At 69.1% G+C, this 19,596-nt stretch carries 21 protein-coding genes; 12 read left to right on the top strand and 9 right to left on the bottom strand.

Going from position 1 to position 19,596, the window contains the following annotated elements:
* Together A5648_RS06435 and A5648_RS06430 are read left to right on the top strand one after the other, a co-directional pair.
* On the top strand, positions 1 to 1,380 hold the full coding sequence (locus A5648_RS06435) for an aldehyde dehydrogenase family protein (protein WP_065023735.1): 1,380 nt from the start codon (positions 1 to 3) through the stop codon (positions 1,378 to 1,380).
* Between the two features lie 40 nt (positions 1,381 to 1,420).
* On the top strand, positions 1,421 to 2,284 hold the full coding sequence (locus tag A5648_RS06430) for an SDR family oxidoreductase (RefSeq protein ID WP_065023734.1): 864 nt from the start codon (positions 1,421 to 1,423) through the stop codon (positions 2,282 to 2,284).
* A 5-nt stretch (positions 2,285 to 2,289) separates the two neighbouring features.
* Here A5648_RS06430 and A5648_RS06425 read toward each other — a convergent pair whose 3' ends face one another.
* The 3 genes from A5648_RS06425 to A5648_RS23150 all read right to left on the bottom strand — a co-directional run bounded on the left by A5648_RS06425 (position 2,290) and on the right by A5648_RS23150 (position 4,950).
* On the bottom strand, positions 2,290 to 3,813 hold the full coding sequence (locus A5648_RS06425; RefSeq protein WP_065023733.1) for a PE-PPE domain-containing protein: 1,524 nt from the start codon (positions 3,811 to 3,813) through the stop codon (positions 2,290 to 2,292).
* Positions 3,814 to 3,893: 80 nt separating this feature from the next.
* Complete coding sequence (locus A5648_RS06420; RefSeq protein WP_065023732.1) at positions 3,894 to 4,709, bottom strand: tyrosine-protein phosphatase; 816 nt, start codon at positions 4,707 to 4,709, stop codon at positions 3,894 to 3,896.
* Positions 4,710 to 4,806: 97 nt separating this feature from the next.
* Positions 4,807 to 4,950: a hypothetical protein gene (locus A5648_RS23150; RefSeq protein WP_109470697.1), complete on the bottom strand. Its 144-nt coding sequence runs from the start codon at positions 4,948 to 4,950 to the stop codon at positions 4,807 to 4,809.
* A 131-nt stretch (positions 4,951 to 5,081) separates the two neighbouring features.
* Between A5648_RS23150 and A5648_RS06415 the strand changes: the two genes are divergently transcribed.
* The gene (locus tag A5648_RS06415; RefSeq protein WP_065023835.1) at positions 5,082 to 5,762 is read left to right on the top strand and encodes a TetR/AcrR family transcriptional regulator; all 681 of its coding nucleotides are present in this window, start codon (positions 5,082 to 5,084) and stop codon (positions 5,760 to 5,762) included.
* On the opposite strand, the gene A5648_RS06410 is transcribed toward A5648_RS06415, so the two are convergent.
* Complete coding sequence (locus A5648_RS06410) at positions 5,743 to 6,645, bottom strand: alpha/beta hydrolase (protein WP_065023731.1); 903 nt, start codon at positions 6,643 to 6,645, stop codon at positions 5,743 to 5,745. The genes A5648_RS06415 and A5648_RS06410 overlap by 20 nt on opposite strands.
* A 49-nt stretch (positions 6,646 to 6,694) precedes the next feature.
* Between A5648_RS06410 and A5648_RS06405 the strand changes: the two genes are divergently transcribed.
* On the top strand, positions 6,695 to 8,035 hold the full coding sequence (locus tag A5648_RS06405; protein WP_065023834.1) for an FAD-binding oxidoreductase: 1,341 nt from the start codon (positions 6,695 to 6,697) through the stop codon (positions 8,033 to 8,035).
* Here A5648_RS06405 and A5648_RS06400 read toward each other — a convergent pair whose 3' ends face one another.
* From A5648_RS06400 to A5648_RS06390, 3 genes are read right to left on the bottom strand one after another with little or no spacing between them, the layout of a single operon-like run.
* Entirely contained in the window at positions 8,036 to 8,569 is a 534-nt protein-coding gene (locus A5648_RS06400; RefSeq protein WP_065023730.1) for a TetR/AcrR family transcriptional regulator, read from the bottom strand.
* A 50-nt stretch (positions 8,570 to 8,619) separates the two neighbouring features.
* Positions 8,620 to 9,426, bottom strand: a complete 807-nt coding sequence (locus A5648_RS06395; protein WP_065023729.1) for a thioesterase family protein — start codon at positions 9,424 to 9,426, stop codon at positions 8,620 to 8,622.
* 11 nt (positions 9,427 to 9,437) lie between these two features.
* Positions 9,438 to 10,256, bottom strand: a complete 819-nt coding sequence (locus tag A5648_RS06390) for an SMP-30/gluconolactonase/LRE family protein (protein ID WP_065023833.1) — start codon at positions 10,254 to 10,256, stop codon at positions 9,438 to 9,440.
* Positions 10,257 to 10,364: 108 nt separating this feature from the next.
* Here A5648_RS06390 and A5648_RS06385 point away from each other — a divergent pair, with 108 nt between their 5' ends.
* Complete coding sequence (locus tag A5648_RS06385) at positions 10,365 to 11,264, top strand: acyl-CoA thioesterase (protein WP_065023728.1); 900 nt, start codon at positions 10,365 to 10,367, stop codon at positions 11,262 to 11,264.
* On the opposite strand, the gene A5648_RS06380 is transcribed toward A5648_RS06385, so the two are convergent.
* Positions 11,259 to 11,942, bottom strand: a complete 684-nt coding sequence (locus tag A5648_RS06380) for a DUF427 domain-containing protein (protein ID WP_065023727.1) — start codon at positions 11,940 to 11,942, stop codon at positions 11,259 to 11,261. The two genes, A5648_RS06385 and A5648_RS06380, sit on opposite strands and share 6 nt — an antisense overlap.
* 145 nt (positions 11,943 to 12,087) lie before the next feature.
* On the opposite strand from A5648_RS06380, the gene A5648_RS06375 reads away from it, so the two are divergent.
* The 7 genes from A5648_RS06375 to A5648_RS06345 are packed head-to-tail and all read left to right on the top strand — an operon-like array spanning position 12,088 to position 18,490.
* A complete protein-coding gene (locus A5648_RS06375) occupies positions 12,088 to 12,645 on the top strand; it encodes a hypothetical protein (RefSeq protein WP_082966337.1) in 558 nt (185 codons plus the stop codon).
* Complete coding sequence (locus A5648_RS06370; protein WP_065023726.1) at positions 12,645 to 13,361, top strand: NIPSNAP family protein; 717 nt, start codon at positions 12,645 to 12,647, stop codon at positions 13,359 to 13,361. The genes A5648_RS06375 and A5648_RS06370 overlap by 1 nt, the downstream gene beginning before the upstream one ends.
* A 50-nt stretch (positions 13,362 to 13,411) precedes the next feature.
* Positions 13,412 to 14,584 (top strand): cytochrome P450, encoded by a 1,173-nt coding sequence (locus A5648_RS06365; protein ID WP_065023831.1) that lies wholly within the window; start codon positions 13,412 to 13,414, stop codon positions 14,582 to 14,584.
* Positions 14,585 to 14,587: 3 nt separating this feature from the next.
* Positions 14,588 to 15,556, top strand: coding sequence for a zinc-binding dehydrogenase (locus A5648_RS06360; RefSeq protein ID WP_065023725.1), 969 nt, complete (start codon positions 14,588 to 14,590; stop codon positions 15,554 to 15,556).
* The gene (locus A5648_RS06355; protein WP_065023724.1) at positions 15,553 to 16,305 is read left to right on the top strand and encodes an HpcH/HpaI aldolase family protein; all 753 of its coding nucleotides are present in this window, start codon (positions 15,553 to 15,555) and stop codon (positions 16,303 to 16,305) included. The genes A5648_RS06360 and A5648_RS06355 overlap by 4 nt, the downstream gene beginning before the upstream one ends.
* Entirely contained in the window at positions 16,305 to 17,036 is a 732-nt protein-coding gene (locus A5648_RS06350; protein WP_065023723.1) for an SDR family NAD(P)-dependent oxidoreductase, read from the top strand. Before A5648_RS06355 ends, A5648_RS06350 begins: the two co-directional genes overlap by 1 nt.
* Positions 17,018 to 18,490, top strand: coding sequence for a flavin-containing monooxygenase (locus A5648_RS06345; protein WP_065023722.1), 1,473 nt, complete (start codon positions 17,018 to 17,020; stop codon positions 18,488 to 18,490). The genes A5648_RS06350 and A5648_RS06345 overlap by 19 nt, the downstream gene beginning before the upstream one ends.
* Here the strand turns inward: A5648_RS06345 and A5648_RS06340 are convergent.
* Positions 18,480 to 19,583 carry an alcohol dehydrogenase catalytic domain-containing protein gene (locus tag A5648_RS06340; protein WP_065023830.1) on the bottom strand — a complete coding sequence of 368 codons (1,104 nt, stop codon included), beginning with the start codon at positions 19,581 to 19,583 and terminating at the stop codon, positions 18,480 to 18,482. The two genes, A5648_RS06345 and A5648_RS06340, sit on opposite strands and share 11 nt — an antisense overlap.
* Positions 19,584 to 19,596 lie beyond the last annotated feature (13 nt).

The raw sequence follows: 19,596 nt of genomic DNA, 5'->3' as shown, positions 1-19,596 counted from the left end.
ATGACCACCATCGCTACCGGCGTCGCGGACACCGTCACCAAGCTCCGCGAAACGTTCGCCACCGGGCGGACCCGCGACATCGACTGGCGGCGCACCCAATTGCGCCGCCTGGAGCAGTTGATGACCGAGAACGAGGAGCGGATCGCCGACGCCCTGGCGACCGACCTCGACCGCAAACCGTTCGAGGCCTGGCTGGCCGACAGCGCCGGCACCGCCGCCGAGGCCCGTTATGCGGCCAAACACGTCAAGAAGTGGACGCGCCGCCGCCACCGCCTGCTCGAACTGGCCCAGCTGCCGGGCCGCGGCTGGGTCGAGTACGAGCCGTACGGCACGGTGCTGATCATCGGCGCCTGGAACTTCCCGTTCTACCTGACGTTGGGGCCCCTGGTGGGTGCTCTCGCCGCGGGAAACACCGTGGTGCTCAAGCCATCCGAGATCGCACCGGCCTCCTCGCGGCTGATGGCCGAGCTGGTGCCGCGCTACCTGGACACCGACGCGATCGCGGTGGTGGAGGGCGACGGAGCGGTGAGCCAGGAGCTGATCGCCCAGGGCTTCGACCGGGTGATGTTCACCGGTGGGACCGAGATCGGTCGCAAGATCATGGCCGGGGCGGCCGAACACCTGACGCCGGTCACTCTCGAACTGGGTGGCAAGAGTCCGTGCATCGTGGCCGCCGACGCCGACATCGACGTCGCGGCCAAGCGGATCGCCTGGACCAAGCTGCTGAACTCGGGCCAGACCTGCGTGGCCCCCGACTACGTGCTGGCCGACGCCTCGATCCGCGACGACCTCGTCGCCAAGATCGGCGAGGCCATCACCGGCTTCCGGGCGCAAGAACCGCACGGCATGAAGATCGTCAACGAGCGGCAATTCAGCCGTCTCACAAGCTATTTGACGGCAACTAAGGGAGCGGTGGCGCTCGGCGGTGGCACGGATGCCGCAACACTGCGGATCGAGCCGACCGTGATCGTCGACCCCGACCCGGCCGAGGAGTTGATGACCAACGAGATCTTCGGCCCCATCCTGCCGGTGATCACCGTCGCCTCCATCGAGGACGCCATCGCGTTCGTCAACGCCCGGCCCAAGCCGCTGGCGGCCTACCTGTTCACCAAGACCCGGGCGGTCCGGGAGAAGGTGATCAACCGGGTGCCCTCGGGCGGGATGCTGGTCAACCACCTGGTGTTCCAGGTGTCCACCGCCAAGCTGCCGTTCGGCGGGGTCGGGCCCTCCGGGATGGGGGCCTACCACGGCCGGTGGGGCTTCGAGGAGTTCAGCCACCGCAAGACGGTGCTGACCAAGCCGACCCGACCCGATGTCAGCGCGATGATCTACCCGCCGTATACAGAGAAGGCCTGGAAATTGGCGCGAAGGCTTTTCTAGGGCTGTTTTATCGTGGCGATCGAATCGAGGAAGGAAACTCATGCCCGGAGTGCAGGATCGTGTTGTCGTCGTCACCGGAGCCGGTGGAGGCTTGGGCCGTGAATACGCCCTGACCCTGGCCCGCGAGGGAGCCAGCGTGGTGGTCAACGATCTCGGCGGTGCCCGCGACGGCACCGGCGCCGGGCACAACATGGCCGACCAGGTGGTCACCGAGATCAAGGAGGCCGGCGGGCGGGCCGTCGCCAACTACGACAGCGTCGCCGACGCCGACGGTGCGGCCAACATCATCAAGACCGCGATCGACGAGTTCGGCAAGGTCGATGGGGTGGTCAGCAATGCCGGCATCCTGCGCGACGGCACCTTCCACAAGATGACCTTCGACAACTGGAACGCCGTGCTGCAGGTGCACCTCTACGGCGGGTACAACGTGGTGCGGGCCGCCTGGCCGCACTTCCGCGAGCAGAGCTTCGGCCGGGTCGTGGTCGCCACCTCCACCAGCGGACTGTTCGGCAACTTCGGGCAGGCCAACTACGGGGCCGCCAAGCTCGGCCTGGTCGGCATGATCAACACGCTGGCCATCGAGGGCGCCAAGTACAACATCAAGGCCAACGCGATCGCCCCGATCGCCGCGACCCGGATGACCGAGGACATCCTGCCGCCGGAGGTGCTCGAGAAGCTCAAGCCCGAGTACGTCGCACCGGTGGTCGCCTACCTGTGCACCGAGGAGGTCCCCGAGACCGGTTCGGTGTTCATCGCCGGCGGCGGCAAGGTGCAGCGCGCGGCGCTGTTCGAGAACGCCGGCGCCAACTTCGACACCCCGCCCTCGGTTGATGACGTCGCGGCGCAGTGGTCGACGATCGCCGACCTGTCGGAGGCCAAGTCGGCCAGCTTCTCGCTGCAGTAGGCGAGCTAGCCGGAGAAGCCGAGACCGGCGAACGCGGCGTTGATCTCCGAGATCGTGTTCGTGATGAGCTGGAGCTCGAAACCTGCCGCCAGCGTGTAGATCGCGGTGTTGGCCGCGAACGGCAGACCGAAAGCATCGAGCAGATCACCGTTTTGCAGGTTGGCGGTGAGCAGGCTCAGGTCGTAGGACGGCACGCTGGTGAGCAGGGCGTTGACGATGTCCGAGGTCCCCGACAGCGCGCCGTTGATCGCCGAGGTCGCGCTGGTGAACGCGTCGATGATGTCGGACAACGACGGCAGGGTCGTCGCCGCGGTGTTGGTGACGACGTCCGAGACCGCGGGGGAGAACGCCGCCATCAGCGACGCCGGATCGGCCAGGTCGGCCTGGAACGCCGTCCAGCCCTGCTCAACCCGGTCGACGAGATCGTTGAACACCGTCGTCGGGTCGACGTCGGGGAACAGCCCGAACGGGGTGGCCACGTTGGCCGGTGCGGTCGAGTAGCCGAAGTCGCCGTCGCCGTAGCCGAGGTTGATCAGGTACGTCAGGGCCGGACCCAGCAGGTCCTGCAGCGGTTTCGGCAGCAGCGCCACCAGTGGTGCGGTCTGGTCGATCATGTAGTAGTCGGTGAGGCTGCCCGGCGTGCCGAGCGACGCCGAGCCCGGCAGCAGGTGCGCGTCGGCGATCTGTTCGGCGGTGGGGCCGCTGCCGTCCACGCCCCCGTTCAGGTACGTGCCGTGCAGCGTCCGGATGCCCAGGAAGGCGTTCAGATCGGCCAGGAAGTTCAGCGGGTAACGCGGAAAATCGGCGAAGCCGTCGTACTCCATCGAGTAGATCGTGGTCTGGAAGGCATCCGACGGGGTCACGCTGTCGAAGCTGAAGCCCAGGCTCGGCAGGTTGAGCGGCAGATCGTGGATCTGCCCCGACGTCGTCTCGAAGCCGCTGAAGCGCTCCAAGATGCCGCCGTTGGGTGCGCTCGGGTCGCCGATCAGCAGGAATTGCACGGGCGAGCTGCCGAGGCCTTCGCCCTGGAGCTTCTCCATCTCCAGGCTGGCGATGGTCGCGCTCTGCGAGTACCCGAACACGGTGGTGGTGGCTCCGGCCGCATTGTTGGCCTTGATCCAGTCGTCCAGAATCGTCAGGCCCTGGCCCACCGAGGTGGTCTGCGAGGGAAAGCCGCTGGCATCGTTGGGGTAGTTGAAGCGCAAAACGTTGATGCCGTCGAGCGGGTAGAGCCCCTCCGGCGTGAAGACGCCGTTCGCGAGCACCCCGGGGTAGGTGGTGCCGGGATAAATGGGATGCAGCGGATTGTCGATGTAGAGCCCGTTCGCCGCATCCACATAGCCGGCTCCGGGGATGGGTACGCCGCTGCCGCCGATCACCAGCCCGATCGAGGGGACGGGGGGATCGCCGGCGGTGAGCCGCACGGCCCGCGACTGCACGTCGGGGGGTGCTATCGGACTGACCACGACGATGCCGGCGCCGATCAGGGCGCAGCCGATCATCTGATAGGGGCGGTGTGCAAGTTTCATGAGAAACCCCCTAGATAAACCTAGGTACCGACGTTAACTTTCCGGCTAGCCGGTGGCAAGGGGGAATTTCGGCGCCATTCCTAGCCGAGCAGCGCGGCGCGCAGACCCTCCCGCTCGGCATCGGTAACCCCGCAGGCATGCAGGAAGCCCTCCAGCGAGCCGAAGTTCTGCTCGATCGAGCGGTGCGCGGCGTCGAGATAGTCGGCGCGTACGCCGAGCACCTCGTCGGAGAGCCGGGCCTCGGTGAAGGTCAGTACCTCCGGGGTGATCTCGTCTTCCGCCCGCTGCCGGATCATGTCCATGATCCGGTCCCGCAGGATCGGTACCGCGGTGTTGCTGCGCAGGTAGTCGGCCACCACCGCGTCCCGGGCCACCCCGGCGGCCTGCAGCACCACCGCGACGACGAACCCGGTGCGGTCCTTGCCGGCGAAGCAGTGCGCCAGCACCGGCCGGCCCGCGGCCAGCAGCGACACCACCCGCTGCACCGCCCGGCGGGATCCGCCGAGGGTGGGGAAACGCTGGTACTCCTCGAGCATGTAGCGGGCGGCGACGTCGGCGGCCGAGTCCGCGTCGGGCTTCTCGGCCATCATCTTGCGGAAGGCGTCCTCGTGCGGCGACGAGCTGTCCGGCGACTGATCGCCGGCCAGGTCGGGGAAGGGCAGCAGGTGGATATCGACCCCGTCGGGCACCAGGCCCGGTCCGCGACGCGTCACCTCCCGCGGGGACCGCAGGTCGGCGACATCGCAGACCCCGATCCGCAGCAGCTGTTCGCGGCCGCGATCGTCGAGGCGACTCAGCTCGCTGGACCGAAACAGCCGGCCCGGGCGCAGCGCGCCGGTGGTCTGGGAAACATCGCGAAAATTCCACGCCCCGGGCAGTTCCGGCTGGGAGGTCACGTGGCCACGATAAGACACGGCGTAGATGGCCTCGTCGGGAGACGCAAATGGCCCCCGATCCGGGACGGATCGGGGGCCGGTGCGCGCGCTCGTGGGATCAGATCGGCGGGTAGTTCGCCGGCGGGTAACCACCGCCCCCGTCGACACCGCGCAAACCCCAGGTCAGATACTTGAAAAAGAACTCGGCTTCGTCGGTAATCTCGTAATCCGGATTCGGATCGTAACCGTAACCAGGACCCATGTCATCAACCCCTCAGCTTGGATTGCACCCAGTTTAGTCGGCTCGTCAACGGTCCGACACCGGACTGCATAGAATCCTTCCAACCAGTTGATTGAGACCGGATGACTCCGGCGGCCGAATAGCGAGTGCGCATGCCAAACGACAAGGGCGGGTCGGGGAACTCCGCCCAGGGGCCCTCCCGGCGCGAGGAATTGCTCGCGGTCGCCACCAAGCTATTCGCCGCCCGCGGATACCACGGCACCCGGATGGACGACGTCGCCGACGTGGTCGGCCTCAACAAGGCGACCGTCTATCACTACTACGCGAGCAAGTCGCTGATCCTCTACGACATCTATCAGCAGGCCGCCGAACGCACGCTGGCCGCCGTCCACGACGACCCGACCTGGACCGCGCGCGAAGCGCTGTACCAGTACACGGTGCGCCTGCTCGACCAGATCGCCGTCAACCCCGAGGGCGCGGCGGTCTACTTCCAGGAGCAGCCCTACATCACCGAGTGGTTCACCGACGAACAGGTCGCCGAGGTCCGGGAGAAGGAGGCGCAGGTCTACGAGCACGTGCACGGCCTGATCGACCGGGGTATCGCCAGCGGCGAGTTCTATCAGTGCGATTCGCATGTGCTGGCGCTCGGCTACATCGGGATGACGCTGGGGGCCTACCGCTGGTTGCGGCCCAGCGGCCGGCGCAGCGCCAAGGAGATCGCCGCGGAGTTCAGTACGGCGCTGCTGCGCGGGCTGATCCGCGACGAGGCGATCCGCGTCGAATCGCCGCTCGGTAACGGTGAGCCGGGGATCTCTAAGCAGCCCGCGCTTTGAGGTGCCCGTCCAGGAACTCGATCTGGTCGGCGACCACCCGCTCGAAGGCGTCGCCGACGTAGATGTCGAAGTGCCCCTCGGGGTACCGCTTGATCGTTCCGCGCGGAGCCTTGGCCGCGTAGCGCAGGGTGGGGCCCGCCGGGGCGACCGAGTCGGTGTCGCAGACGCAGAACAGGATCGGGCAGGCCACCTTGGCCGCCATGCGGCCGGGGCGGTAGGTGAGGATCTTCATTCCCAAGCGCGCGGCGACCTCGTTGCGCACCGGCTGCCCCTCCGGCATCAGCTTCAGGTAGCCCGGGTAGGCGTCCGGCGTGGTCATCAGCGCGACCTCCCCGGGGCGTCCGGCGGTGGCCACCATCACCGGCGGGTTGCCGAGCCGGGCCGCGGCCAGGTCTCGCATCGCCAGCACAGAGACCCGAGCGGTGGTCAACGGCGGAATGGTGCGCGCCGAGGCGATCCCGTCGGTGAACGGGCACTGCGCCACCACCGCCGCCACCCGTAGTCGTGCCGCGGTGGCGATGACGTGCCCGCCGCTGAACGAGGTGCCCCACAAGCCGATTCGAGCCGGGTCCACACCGGCCAGGGTGCGTGCGAAGTCGACCGCTGCGGCCCAGTCGGCCAACTGCATGCCCACGTCGAGCAGTTGGCGTGGCGCGCCGCCGCTGTCACCGAAGTTGCGGTAGTCGAAGACCAGGCAGGCGTAGCCGGCCGCGGCGAACCGCTCGGCGTAGGCGTCCAGGCGCATGGTGCGTACCGCACCCAGTCCGTGCGCCATGACCAGCAGTGGCGCCCCCTGAGGGCTCGCGGCGTCCTCGGGCCGGTACAGCCAGGCGCTGACGGGCTCTTTGCCGGATCGGAAGGAGACGTCTTCGCGGGTAGCCATAGGGAGAAAGGTAGCGCGGATGTGGTACACCGGGGCGGTGACAGCGCGTCTGCTGCAGAGCCTGGCCGAGGTGGTCGGCTCCGGCTATGTCACCGACGATCCCGACGTGCTGGCCGGGCGCAGCGTCGACTACACCGGCCGCTACCGGGGCCGGGCTACTGCGCTGGTGCGGCCGGGATCGCCAGACGAGGTCGCCGCGGTGCTGCGGGTCTGCCGGGACGCCGGCGCCTACGTGACCGTCCAGGGCGGGCGCACCTCGCTGGTGGCCGGCACCGTTCCGGAACACGATGACGTGCTGGTGTCCACCGAGCGGCTGAACACCGTCGGTGACATCGACGCGACAGAGCGCCGGGTGCGGGTGGGCTCCGGTGTCACGCTGGCGGCGGTGCAGCATGCGGCAGCGACAGCCGGCCTGCTGTTCGGTGTCGACCTGACCGCCCGCGACACCGCCACCGTCGGCGGGATGGCCTCGACCAACGCCGGCGGGCTCTACACGGTGCACTACGGCAACATGGCCGAGCAGGTCCTCGGCGTCGAGGTGGCGCTGCCGGACGGCTCGCTGCTGCGCCGGCACAGCGCGGTACGCGCCGACAACACCGGCTACAACCTGCCGGCGCTGTTCGTCGGCGCCGAAGGCACCCTGGGTGTCATCACCGGCCTGGACCTGCGGCTGCGGCCGGCACCGGCGCACCGGGTCACCGCGGTCTGCGGCTTCGCCGGCCTCGACGCCCTGGTGGAGGCCGCTCGCCTCTTCCGCGATCTGGACGGGATCGCGACGCTGGAGCTGATCGACGCCCGCGTGGCCGCGCTCACCGGGGAGCGGCTCGGCGTCGGCGCGCCGGTGGGCGGCGACTGGCTGCTGCTGGTGGAGCTGGCCGGTGACACCGACCAGACCGATCGCCTCTTCGGGCTGCTGCAGCAGGTGTCCTGCACCGGCGAGCCGGCGGTCGGCGTCGACACCGCCACCCGGCAGCGGCTCTGGCGGCTCCGCGAGGCGGTGGCCGACGTGCTGGGGGCCTTCGGCCCACCGCTGAAATTCGACGTCTCACTGCCGCTGGCCGCCGTCGCCGGATTCGCCGCAGCGGCGAGCACCGTGGTGGGCAAGCACGCACCCGAGGCGCTGCCGGTGCTGTTCGGCCATATCGGCGAGGGCAACCTGCACCTGAACGTGCTGCGCTGCTCGGCCGCGGCCGAACCCGGGCTGTATGCGGCGATGATGGAGCTCATCGCCGAGTGCGGCGGCAACGTCAGTTCCGAACACGGGGTGGGCAGCCGCAAGCGGGCCTACCTGTCGATGTCGCGCGGGCCGGCCGATATCGCCGCGATGCGCACGCTCAAGGCAGCGTTCGACCCGACCGGCTACCTCAACGCCGCGGTGCTCTTCGGCTAGCTAGCGGTGCTTGATGCCCACCGCCTGGCGCAGCTGGGCGAGGAACTGATCGGAGTCGTCACTGCGAATGATGTAGTGCGAGATGGCAATCCGGATGGCCGCCGCCGCCTTCACCGCGGCATCCGGACCGGACAGCATCCGCTGCAGCCCCTCGCGCATCGGGACGATGATCCGGGAGAAGTCGCCGAGCACATGCTTGGGTTCGATGTCGATCATCCGCACGCCGGTGGAGGAGTGTTGGTAGTCGACGATGAAACGCAGTGCGGCATCGAGTTTTTCGGTGCCCTTGAGGCCCTCGGTGGCCTTGCTCAGGCCGCTGTCGAAGATGTGTCGCTCGTAGCGGGAGAACGCCGAGACCAGTTCCTCTTTCGACGGGAACCACCGGTACAGGGTGGGGCGTGACACCCCGGCTTGGGCGGCCACCTCGGACAGGCTGAGCTTGGTCATCCCGTTGCGGCCGAGGACTTCGGCGGTGGCCGCAAGGATCCGCTGCCGGGTCGAACTGTCGGGGCCGTCCACCGTGCTGCGGGTCATAGGGAGACTTTACAAAAAATAGTGACAGTGTCAGCCGGTTCACCGGCTGATCAGCGCCGGCGCACCAGCACCGACTGCTGAATACCCGCCACGGCGCCCTGCTCGTCGAACAGGGTGCCGATGGTCGTGCCGATGCCGTCCGGCCCGTAGCTGGTCTCGGCGCGGATCCCGATCCACTCGCCGTCGGGGATCCGGTGCACGTGCACCACCAGGTCGGTGTTGAGGAACGTCCACTTCCTGATGTCGAGTTTGGTTCCGACGCCGTTGGCGTCGTCGGCCACCGCGAACAGCCGCTGCAGCGGGGTCATCGCCTCGCCGGCCACCAGGTCGACGATCGGTGAGATCCAGGCCTCGCCGGCGCCGGGCGCCAGCGGCGTGGTCAGCCACCGCCAGTCCAGGCTGTGCACGTAATTGCGATCCCAGTTCGCCTGCATGTTGTTGCTGCCGGCCTCGCTGACCGGACGCAGCGGGGCGGCCGCGGCGTGCGCGACGTCACCGGTGTCCACGGTCTGTAGCCGCCATCCGGTCGCGCGGGCAACCGGGCGGGGACGCTGGTCGGGACCGGGCGCCAGCATCTCGGCGCTGACCAGTTCGATCTGCTTGCCGGCCCGGTCGACCCGCGCGCGGACCCACAGTGCACCCTCGGCGGGCACCGGACCCAGCAGATCGACAGTGACGCGGCTCAGCCGGGTGTCGTCGCGGGCCGCCTGGCGCTCCAGAGCGCGCACCAGCAGCGCCGAAACCGGTGCGGCGTGCTGGATCTGGGCCGACCAGGTGCCGCGCACCAGGTCGGTGGCGCCGAACTTCTCCCCCCGCGGGTCGGCGGCGTCGAGCAGTTCGTAGTAGGACTCGCTCATGGGTTCGCCTTTCAGGGCAGCCCGGCGCCGGGGATCTCCACGGTCACCATGTCCAAGCGGGATTCGCGGGTCCCGATCAGCCGCTTGGGGTAGGCGTCGGTGCTGGACAGCAGAAACAGGGTGCGGCGCTGCGGCCCGCCCAGGGTGCAGGCGATCGCGGCCCGGTCGCCGACGTCGATGCGGTGGGTGACGGTGCCGCCCTGCATGATCCGCTCGAATTGGTGGGCCAGCGTCATTGACGTCCAGACCCCGCCGGCCGCGTCGAGGGCGATGCCGTCGGGCGGCCCGTCGAGCGTGTCGGCGAAGATCCGGCGGTCATGCAAGCCACCGTCGGCGCCGATTGTGAATGCGGTGAGCCGGCGGCCCATCGATTCGGCGACGATCAGCGTGCCACCGTCGGCGGTGATCACCATCCCGTTGGGAAAGTCGAGGTCTCCTGCGACGGTGTGCACACGTGCGTCCGGATCGACCCGCACGATGACGCCACCGGTGTAGGCCTGCGAACCGATGTAACTGCACCCGTTCGCATCGATCACCATGTCGCCGAGGTTGGCCGGCACCAGGTCGCTGAGGTCGGCCAGGGTGGTCACCGTGTCGCCGTCGTAGTGCAGCACCTGGCGGTCCTCGGCGGACGCGATGAGCAACGAGCCGTCCGGGCGGAACCCCAGCCCGGTCGGGGTGTGCCCGGGCAGCGGCACCGTGGTCATCGAGCCCTGCAGATCAACGGTGTGGATCGCTTCGCCAAGCATGTCGGAGAACCACAACAGGCCCTCGAACCAGCGCGGGCCCTCACCGAAGCAGAAGCCGCCGGCCAGCGGGGCCGCCGACAGCGGCGAGCTTGTCTCGGCAAGGTTCACCAGGGTTGCCCTCCGGTCCTGCGGTTGTGGACGCGACCAGGACCACTTTACAAAACGCACCCCAAATGTCACGCTCGCGGAATGGTAGAGGCCACCGACAACATCGAGAAGTCCCCCACCGCGCACTGGTCGGTCAGCGGCCTGCTGGACCTGTTCGAGGTGACGACGGACGGCCCGGACCGGTTCACCGGTGCCACCGGCCTCGCCGGCGACGACGAACGGCAGGTGGTGGAGGGCACCCAGTTGCTGGCGCAGGCCATCGTCGGGGCGGCGAAACGCTTCGGCGACAAGTCGATCCGATCCGTGCATGCGGTGTTCGCCCGGGCCGTGCTGGTGGGTGCGCCGGCGGAGTACACCATCGACGTGGTCAACGAGGGCCGCTCGACGGCCACCGCCGTCATCTCGGTGCTGCAGAACGGCAAGCGCTGCGCGACGATGACGGTGCTCGCCGACGTCCCGTCGGCCGACGTCATCACCCACCACCTGCCCCGCCCGGACGTCGCCTCACCCGCGCAGGCCAACCCCTGCGCGATGCCGATGGAGGGCCGCCAGGTGCGCCTGGTCGACGTCGTCGACGTCAACAGTCCCGACGAGGTGGGACCGCCGGAGCTCTACGCCTGGCTGCACTACGACCCCATTCCCGCTCGCGACGACCTCGCCAAGGCGCTGATCGCTTATTTCACCGGCCATTTGGGCATCTCGACCACGATGCGCGCACACGCCGGCATCGGCACCAGCCAGTCGCATCTGACCGTGTCCACCGCGCCGATGACCGTCACGGTGAGTTTCCACGAACCGGTGCGCTGGGACGGCTGGATCCTCTACGCGCACGAGAGCACCCAGGTGGGCGCGGGCATGTCGTACGTCCGCGGCACCGTGCACACCGAGGAGGGCGACCTCATCGCCTCCTTCGCCCAGGACGGCCTGATCCGCCCGCTGCGCACCAGCGACAACAAGATCGCCGAGCAAGCGCGGCTATAGCCCACCCGGGGGAAGTTGCGCGTATCCGTCGACCCGGGGCAGGTCGAAGCTGAAAAACCCTGCGATCGGCAGGCTTTCGGGCAGCGGCTCGGGGTAACACCAGGCCACGTCCTGCACGACGGTGTCGCCGACGACCGCAGACCAGTATTTCGTGTAGCCCTTGTAGTTGCAGTAGGTCGAAGTCGGCGACGGCTGCAGCAGATCGGTGCGGACGAGATCGGGGGCGACGTAGAGCCGTGGCGCCAAGGCGGTCTCGAACACGATCACGGTGCGGTCGGTGTCCACCAGGGGCACGCCCGCGACGTGCACCCGCAATGCGCGCCGGGTGGGCCGGCAGTCGACCCGGTGATAGGGATTGGGCGGGTAGTGCACCAGCTCGCGGCCCTCCTCGAACCAGGTGTCCACGGCATCCCACGGGACGTGGACGAACCCCGGCGCCTCCGGCACGGCTTGGTGTGGCAGATCGCCGACGGTCTCAGCGGCAAAGGCGTAGGACAGTGGGTGGCCTCGGCGGTGCACCAGCAGGACGCGTTCGGTGTCCAGCACGATGCGGTCAGCGCGGACCGCCTGCACCCGGCGGGGGTGCGGTTCGACGTACACCAGATCTCCGGCGATCTCGGGGGAGAACCAGCCGGCGCGCTCGGTGGTGAGCGGGCCGCGCCCGGCAACCAGACTCATTTCGCCGCACCCCCTTGTTCAGATTGTGACTTTACAAAGTAGGCCTCAACTGTAATATCTCCCAAGAGTTGCGTCACGCGGCTGGGCGGTACCCGCCGGGCCCGGTGATGCCCACCGGATTCTCATGACAAGCTGGGATGATGCGATGACGAGCACCGCTGCGGCGCTGGACCCGCCGGCCGAGGATCCGCATCTGCGCTATCGCCTCGATGTCATCGCGCTCGATGTCACCGCCCTGGTGCAGGCGGCCGGAGGGTGGCTGTATCACCGGGTGGCGACCGGGTGGGACGTCAACGTCCTGCTGCCCCCGCATCAGGACCTCCGGCCGCTGCAGATCCTCGGCGTGCAGACCGCGGACCTGGAGACTGAGCTGGCCGCAGCCACCGGCGACGCGGCCGGACACGGCTTGGCGGTTCTCACCGACGCCTTCGCCGAAGATCCCCGGATCTGCCGGCGGGTGCAGTCGGCGCTGCGGCGCAGTGTGACCGAGGTCGTGCTGTGGGGCGAAGGCTGGCCGATGGCGGTGAATCAGCGACTCAGCGCGGTGCGCCACGTGCTGACCGTGGCGGGCCGGGCCTTCAAGCGCCAAGCCCTGATGGCCGCCGACGCCCGGACCGACGGCCGGATCGACGCTCCGGAGCTGTTCCGCAGCGACCAGAAGCGTTGCCTGCCGGTCAGTTCCGATCTGATGCCGGTCGATTGATGCGCAAGCACTACGACCACACCCTGCTGTATCTGCACGAGACGATCGATCTCGGCCGCGGCCTGACCGCCGACTTCACCGGTGCGTTCACCGAGATCTACCAGCCGATGATGAGCGAGCTGGGCGCGCGACTGTTCGCGGTGTGGGAGACCACCCGCTACAACGGCCACTGGCCGCAGGCCACGGTCCTCTGGGAGATCGACGCCTTCGCCGACTACGCCCGCATCGGTCGGGCGCAGGGCCGCGGCGGTAGCCACGAACGCTCCGCCGCCGAGTGGTCGGCCTACCTCGCCGGCATCGGCGCCTCCGGCGAGGGCCGCATCATGTATCCCGGTCCGCACAACAAGACCCTCTCGCAACTCTGCGACATCGACTTCGATGCCACCCTGGTGATTCAGGAGATCATGCAGACCAAGCCCGGTCGCCAGGATGACTACATCCGGGAACTGGAGCGACTGTACGTCCCGTGGTCCGAACGCACCGGCAAACGCTGGCTCGGTTCGTTCACCACCACGTTCCGCTTCAACGAGGTGATCCATTACTGGGCGCTCGACGGCGACTGGGACTGTTTCGCGCAGCACTACCCGTCCTGGAAGGACCAGCCGCCGGCTGAGATCGTGACCTGGATGAGCGTGGCCCCGGCACTGCGGGACGGCTGGGAGGACTCCATCCTGCAGGCGCTGCCGCCCTCCCCGCTCCAGGGAGGCGCCGCGTGAAAACAGTTGTGGACGAGGACTTCTCGTATGACCCGTTCGATCCGGCGGTGATGGCCGACCCGCTGCCGTATTACCGCGTGCTGCGTGATCACCATCCGGTGTACTACGTGCCGAAATGGGATCTGTTTGCGCTATCCCGGTTCGACGACATCTGGGAGGTGCTCGCGGTCAGTGACGGCACGTTCGTCGCCTCCGAGGGCACCCTGCCCGCGGCCAACGTACTGGCGCAACACAACACCGGACCGGTGCCGGATCCGCCGCTGACACCGCTGCCGTTTCACGCCGTCTTCGACAAACCGATCTACGACGACATCCGCCGGCTGCAGTCACCGGCGTTTCGGCCCCGGTCGGTGACCGACTGGGCGGAACGGATCCGCACGCTGGCCAACCAGCGCCTCGATGAGCTACTGCCGCAGGGCCGCTTCGACTTCACCGGTGACTACGGCGGAATCGTGGTGGCCCAAGTGGTCTGCGAGCTGCTCGGCATCCCGCTCGAGCTGGCCGCCGACGTGCTGGCCGCCGTGAACGCCGGCAGCCTGGCGCAGGCCGGCAGCGGCGTCGACACTGCCGCGGCGCGGCCCAACTACCTGCAGTACCTCATCCCGGCCGTACAGGCCCGGCGCGCCGACAATGCGCGCGACGACCTTTCGATCGTCGACGGCGTGCTGCGCTACCGGCTGCCCGACGGCCGTGCTCTCGACGACGTCGAAGCCGCCACCCAGCTGCTGTGCATCTTCATCGGCGGCACCGAGACGGTGCCCAAGATCGTCGCGCATGGGCTGTGGGAGCTGGCGCGCCGTCCCGACCAACTCGCCGAGGTACGAGCCGACCTGAGCAGCGTGGAACTGGCCCGCGAGGAGATGATCCGCTTCTGCGCCCCGGCACAATGGTTCGCCCGCACCGCTCGCAAACCCTTCACGCTGCACGACACCACCATCGCGCCGGGACAGCGCATCATCACGCTGCTGGCCTCGGCCAGCCGCGACGAGCGCCAATACCCCGAGCCCGACGAATTCCGATGGAACCGCCCGATCACCCGGTCGCTGGCCTTCGGCCGCGGACAGCACTTCTGCATCGGCTACCACCTGGCGCGTCTGGAAGTCACTGTGCTGGTGACCGAATGGCTGCGCCGGGTCGGCGACTACCGCATCGTCGACGACGACGCGACCAGGCTGCCGTCGAGTTTCCAGTGGGGCTGGAACTCCATCCCGGTGGAGGTCTGAAACATGTGGGCCCACCGGCTGATCGCGCCCTATGCATTCGAGCGGATCGACGTGCCCGACCTCACCGAGCATCAGCTCGACGAGGGCCAGGTGCTGCTGGCCTTCGTCGCCGCCGGCGTGTGCGGCAGCGACCTGCCCGCCTTCCGCGGCGCGCAGGGCAGACTGCCCGGGGACAGCGGTGCCCGCGCGGCGGAGAAGAACGGCTTCCCGATCCACGAGATCGTCGGAGACGTGATCGCCAGCCGGCACCCGCGCCACCGCCCCGGCGACCGTGTCGTCGGCTGGGCATCGGGCTTCGACGGTTTGATGCAGCGGGTGATCGCCGACGGCGACGGGCTCGCCGGCCACGACCCGACGCTGGCGCCCGAGCACGCGGTGGGTCTGCAACCGCTGGCCTGTGTGCTCTACGCCGTCGAACAACTTCCCGACCTGGCCGGCCGCCATGTGGCGGTGCTCGGGCAGGGCTCGATCGGTCTGCTGTTCAGTGCGGTCGCCAAAGCCGCCGGCGCGCGGCGCGTCACCGGCGTCGACCCGGTCGACCGGCGCGCTGTCGCCGCCGCATTCGGCGTCGACACCGTGGTGCGGTCCACCAGCGACCGCTGGGTGCATCACCTCGACGCCGGCGACCGGCCGGAGATCGTGATCGAGGCGGTCGGCCATCAGGTCGCCACCCTGAGCCACGCCATCGACGCCGTCGCGCCCGGCGGCACCGTCTTCTACTTCGGTGTCCCCGACGACGACAGCTACCCGATCAGCATGCGCACCATGCTGCGCAACAATCTGACGTTGATCTCCGGCGTGACCCGGGACCGCGCGCGGATGCTGGACGCCGCAAGCAAATTCGCCGCCGAGCACCCCGACCTGCTGGGCAACTACGTCACCCATGTCTTCGGTGTCGACGACGCGCAGGCCGCCTTCGAATTGGCGTCCCGTCCGGTGCCGGATCGCATCAAGATCGCGATCGTCGGATGATGTCGGCGTTGCGTACCGCGCTGACCGAGCAGACACCGCTGTGGGGCGGCTGGATCACCGGCCCGACCGTGCTCGGGCCGGAGGAATTCGCCCGGGCGGGCTATGACTACGTGGGCTTCGACGCCCAGCACAGCTACCTCGACGACGCCGCGATCGCACAAATGCTGCGCTATGTCGAACACCTGCCGATCGCCACGGCGGTGCGGCTGCCGAATGCCGATCCCGCGCCGATCGGCCGGGTGCTCGACGCCGGGGCCGACGCGGTCATCATCGCGATGATCGAAACCGCCGAGCAGGCGGCGGCCGCGGTCTCCGCCGCGCGCTACCCACCGGCCGGAGTCCGCAGCTTCGGTCCGCTGCGGCCCGCGCTGGGCCGTGACCTGACCGCCTTGGAGTCGCGGGCGGACGTGTTCGCCATGATCGAAACCGCCGGCGCACTGGACGAGGTGAAGCAGATCTGCGCGGTACCCGGACTGGCCGGGGTCTACGTCGGGCCCGCCGATCTGGCGGTCTCGATGGGCGTCGACGTCGCCCAGGCCACCACCCACCCCGACCTGCGGGAGGCGATGACCCGGATCCAGCGCGCGGCCTCGGAGTCCGGGGTGATCGCCGCAGCACACGGCGGGTCCGGTGCGGCGGGACGCACTGTGGCCGGGCTGGGCTACCAGATGATCACGCTGGCAGCCGAATCCCAGGCGCTACGCTGCGGGGCGCTCGAGCATCTCAACGAGGCCAGAGGCAGCCACTGATGGGGCAACCGCGAGTGGCTTTGGTTACCGGCGCCGCCCGCGGCCAGGGGTGGGCGATCGTGGAACGGCTGCGCGCCGACGGGTTCGCGGTCGCCGCCTGCGACATCAACGAAGCGGAGCTGGCTGCTGCCGTCTCGGCCCGGGCCGACGACGCGGTGCTCGGGGTCGCGCTCGACGTGACCTCCCCGGCGCAATGGGACGCCGCGGTGGCAGCGACCGTGCAACGCTTCGGGGCGCTGACCGCGCTGATCAACAACGCCGGCACTCTGCACCGGGCGGCGATCGCCGACGAAACCCCGGAGGCTTTCGAAAACGCGTGGCGGGTCAACTGTCTCGGCCCCTTCCTAGGCACCCAGGCGGCGCTACCGCAACTTCGCACCGCCGAGGGCGCCGCCATCGTGAACACCTGCAGCACCGGAGCGATCCGGCCCTTTCCCCAGCACAGCGCCTACGGATCGTCGAAGTGGGCGTTGCGCGGCCTGACCCAGACCGTCGCCGCCGAACTGGCAACGGCCGGGATCCGGGTCAACGCGGTCTTTCCCGGGCCGATCGCCACCCCGATGCTCGACGCGGGCACCCAGCAGCGACTTGCCGCGGTGGCCGCGACCGGACGGCTAGGCCGGCCGGGCGAGGTGGCCGACGCGGTCGCCTTCCTGGTGTCTGACGCGGCGTCATTCATCACCGGCGCCGAACTGATCGTGGATGGCGGCCAATGCCTGCAGATCCGCTGAGCGTCGGCATCATCGGTGCCGGCCCGGGCGGCCTGGCGCTGGGAGTCCTGTTGCGACGCGCGGGCTTCACCGATTTCACCATCTTCGACCGGGAGGACGGCGTCGGCGGCACCTGGCGGATCAACACCTATCCGGGGCTGGCGTGCGACGTCAAATCGCATCTGTACTCCTACTCCTTCGATCTGAACCCGCACTGGTCGCGGCAGTGGTCGAAGCAACCCGAGATCCTGGCGTACTTCGAACGCTGCGCCACCGATCACGGTCTGCAGCCGCACCTGATGCTGCGCACCGAGATCCGCTCCGCGGTGTGGGAACACGACCGGCGCCAATGGTGTCTGACCACCACCGACGGCAATGAGCACCGGTACGACGTCGTGGTCTCGGCGGTCGGCCTGTTCACCCAGCCGGTGCTGCCCGACCTGGCCGAGGAGCAGCCGTTCACCGGCACCGTCATGCACTCGGCGCGCTGGGATCACTCGGTGCGGCTCGACGGCGCCAGAATCGCCGTGCTCGGAACGGGTTCCACCGCGGCGCAACTGGTGCCGGAGTTGGCCCGGGTCGCCGAGAAGGTTTATTCGGTGCAGCGGTCGCCGACCTGGATCCTGCCCAAACCGGATCGCCGCTACAGCTCGCGGGAGCACCGGGTGTTCACCCGCGTCCCGCTGGCCAAGCGGCTGTACCGGATGCGGCTGTGGCTGCGCAGCGAGGCGAACATCTCGGTGATCGAGAACGGCAGCGACAAAACGGCCGAGTTCACCGCCACCGCACGAAAGCTGTTGGACCACGCCGTCACCGACCAACGGCTCCGCGCCGCGCTGACCCCCGACCACCCGCTGGGCTGCAAACGGCTGGTCTTCTCCTCGGACTACCTGCCCGCGCTGGACCGCCCCAACGTCGAGGTGGTGACCAGCCCGGCCAAGGCCCTGCGCTCGCGATCGCTGGTCACCGAGGACGGCACCGAGTGCGACGTTGACGTGGTGGTCTGCGCCACCGGGTACGCCGCTACGGACTACCTCGGCCAGATCGAGGTGGTCGGCGAGGGCGCTAGTCTGCGGCAGGCGTGGCGCGACGGGCCGCGGGCCTACCTGGGCATGGCGATGCCCGGGTTCCCCAACTTCTTCATGCTCTACGGACCCAACACCAACGTCGGCTCCAACAGCGTCATCTTCGTGCTGGAAGCCCAAGCGCGCTACATCGTCCGGGTGCTCAAACATTTGCGGCGCCGGCGCAAAACCTATGTCGCGGTGCGGCCCGCCGCGCTGGCCGCGTTCGTCGCCAAGATCGACCGCTGGATGCAGGGCACGGTGTGGACCACGCGTTGCAGCAGTTATTTCCGGGCGGCCAACGGCCGGGTGGTCACCCAGTGGCCGCGCAGCGCCGGCGCCTTCTGGGCGATGACCCGCCGCTTCCGGGCCGCCGACTTCGTCTTCGAACCCGACCCGGTCAGAACGTGATGACCTGGCGCACCGCGGTGCCGTCGGCCAACCGGTCCATCGCCTCGTTGATGTCATCAAGGGTGATGGTCGCCGACACCAACTGTTGCACCGGCAGTTGGCCGGCGCGCCACAGCGCGACGAACTTCGGGATGTCCCGGGCGGGCACCGACGAGCCGAGATAGCTGCCGATCAGCGAGCGGCCTTCGGCCACGAAGCCCAGCGGGGACAGGCTGATCCGGGCATCGGGTGCCGGCAGGCCGACGGTGATGGTGCGGCCCCCGGGCGCGGTCAGATCGATCGCGGTCTGCAGCGCGGCCGGATGACCGACCGCCTCGATCACCATCGGTACGCGCACGCCGGCGTCGACGGCCTGCTGCGGCGTGTAGGTGCGTTGCACGCCCAGACCGCTGGCCGCCGCGAGCTTCTCGGGTAGCTGGTCGATCGCGATCACCTCGACCCCGTCGTGCGCCAGCACCGTCAGCACCGCCGCCATCCCGACCCCGCCGAGCCCGACCACCGCCACCGTCTGCCCAGCCACCGGGCGAGCCACGTTGAGCACCGCGCCGCCGCCGGTCAGCACCGCGCATCCGAGCAACGCCGCCACCGACGGCGGCACATCCTCGGGTACCGGCACGGCGCTGGTCGCGCTGACCACCGCATGGGTGGCGAAACCGGAGACACCGAGATGGTGGAAGACCGGCTGCCCGGCCCGGCGCAGCCGGATCCCGCCGTCGAGCAGGGTGCCCGCGCCGTTGGCCGCGCTGCCCGGCTCGCAGGGGGTCAGGCCCTCCGTGGCGCACGCCGGGCAATGCCCGCACCGGGGCAGGAAGGTCAGCACCACCCGCTGCCCGGGCGCGATGTGGACACCGTCACCGATCGCCTCGACGATGCCGGCCGCTTCATGGCCGAGCAGCATCGGCACCGGCCGCACCCGGTTGCCGTCCACCACCGACAGATCGGAATGGCAGACCCCGGCGGCTTCCACTCGGACCAGCAGTTCCCCCGGTCCCGGCGGCGCCAGCTCCAGCTCGGTCACCGTGATCGGCCGAGACCGGGCATACGGTCGTGGCGCCCCGATCCGCTCCAGCACCGCGCCGCGGATGGCAACCATGCTGGAATACAAC

The organism is Mycolicibacter sinensis, from assembly GCF_001673565.1.
Lineage (GTDB): Bacteria > Actinomycetota > Actinomycetes > Mycobacteriales > Mycobacteriaceae > Mycobacterium > Mycobacterium sinense_C.
Note: the sequence above shows the minus strand (reverse complement) of the source record. Positions and strands in the feature narration are given on the sequence as shown.

Bases quoted from the DNA above. Each gene is read 5' to 3' on its own strand.
- A5648_RS06345 (WP_065023722.1), top strand. From the start codon at position 17,018: ATGCCTGCAGATCCGCTGAGCGTCGGCATCATCGGTGCCGGCCCGGGC.
- A5648_RS06375 (WP_082966337.1), top strand. From the start codon at position 12,088: ATGACGAGCACCGCTGCGGCGCTGGACCCGCCGGCCGAGGATCCGCAT.
- A5648_RS06435 (WP_065023735.1), top strand. From the start codon at position 1: ATGACCACCATCGCTACCGGCGTCGCGGACACCGTCACCAAGCTCCGC.
- A5648_RS06400 (WP_065023730.1), bottom strand. From the start codon at position 8,569: ATGACCCGCAGCACGGTGGACGGCCCCGACAGTTCGACCCGGCAGCGG.
- A5648_RS06355 (WP_065023724.1), top strand. From the start codon at position 15,553: ATGATGTCGGCGTTGCGTACCGCGCTGACCGAGCAGACACCGCTGTGG.
- A5648_RS06360 (WP_065023725.1), top strand. From the start codon at position 14,588: ATGTGGGCCCACCGGCTGATCGCGCCCTATGCATTCGAGCGGATCGAC.
- A5648_RS06370 (WP_065023726.1), top strand. From the start codon at position 12,645: ATGCGCAAGCACTACGACCACACCCTGCTGTATCTGCACGAGACGATC.
- A5648_RS23150 (WP_109470697.1), bottom strand. From the start codon at position 4,950: ATGGGTCCTGGTTACGGTTACGATCCGAATCCGGATTACGAGATTACC.
- A5648_RS06380 (WP_065023727.1), bottom strand. From the start codon at position 11,942: ATGAGTCTGGTTGCCGGGCGCGGCCCGCTCACCACCGAGCGCGCCGGC.
- A5648_RS06340 (WP_065023830.1), bottom strand. From the start codon at position 19,583: ATGGTTGCCATCCGCGGCGCGGTGCTGGAGCGGATCGGGGCGCCACGA.
- A5648_RS06410 (WP_065023731.1), bottom strand. From the start codon at position 6,645: ATGGCTACCCGCGAAGACGTCTCCTTCCGATCCGGCAAAGAGCCCGTC.
- A5648_RS06385 (WP_065023728.1), top strand. From the start codon at position 10,365: ATGGTAGAGGCCACCGACAACATCGAGAAGTCCCCCACCGCGCACTGG.
- A5648_RS06350 (WP_065023723.1), top strand. From the start codon at position 16,305: ATGGGGCAACCGCGAGTGGCTTTGGTTACCGGCGCCGCCCGCGGCCAG.
- A5648_RS06430 (WP_065023734.1), top strand. From the start codon at position 1,421: ATGCCCGGAGTGCAGGATCGTGTTGTCGTCGTCACCGGAGCCGGTGGA.
- A5648_RS06425 (WP_065023733.1), bottom strand. From the start codon at position 3,813: ATGAAACTTGCACACCGCCCCTATCAGATGATCGGCTGCGCCCTGATC.
- A5648_RS06395 (WP_065023729.1), bottom strand. From the start codon at position 9,426: ATGAGCGAGTCCTACTACGAACTGCTCGACGCCGCCGACCCGCGGGGG.
- A5648_RS06415 (WP_065023835.1), top strand. From the start codon at position 5,082: ATGCCAAACGACAAGGGCGGGTCGGGGAACTCCGCCCAGGGGCCCTCC.
- A5648_RS06365 (WP_065023831.1), top strand. From the start codon at position 13,412: ATGGCCGACCCGCTGCCGTATTACCGCGTGCTGCGTGATCACCATCCG.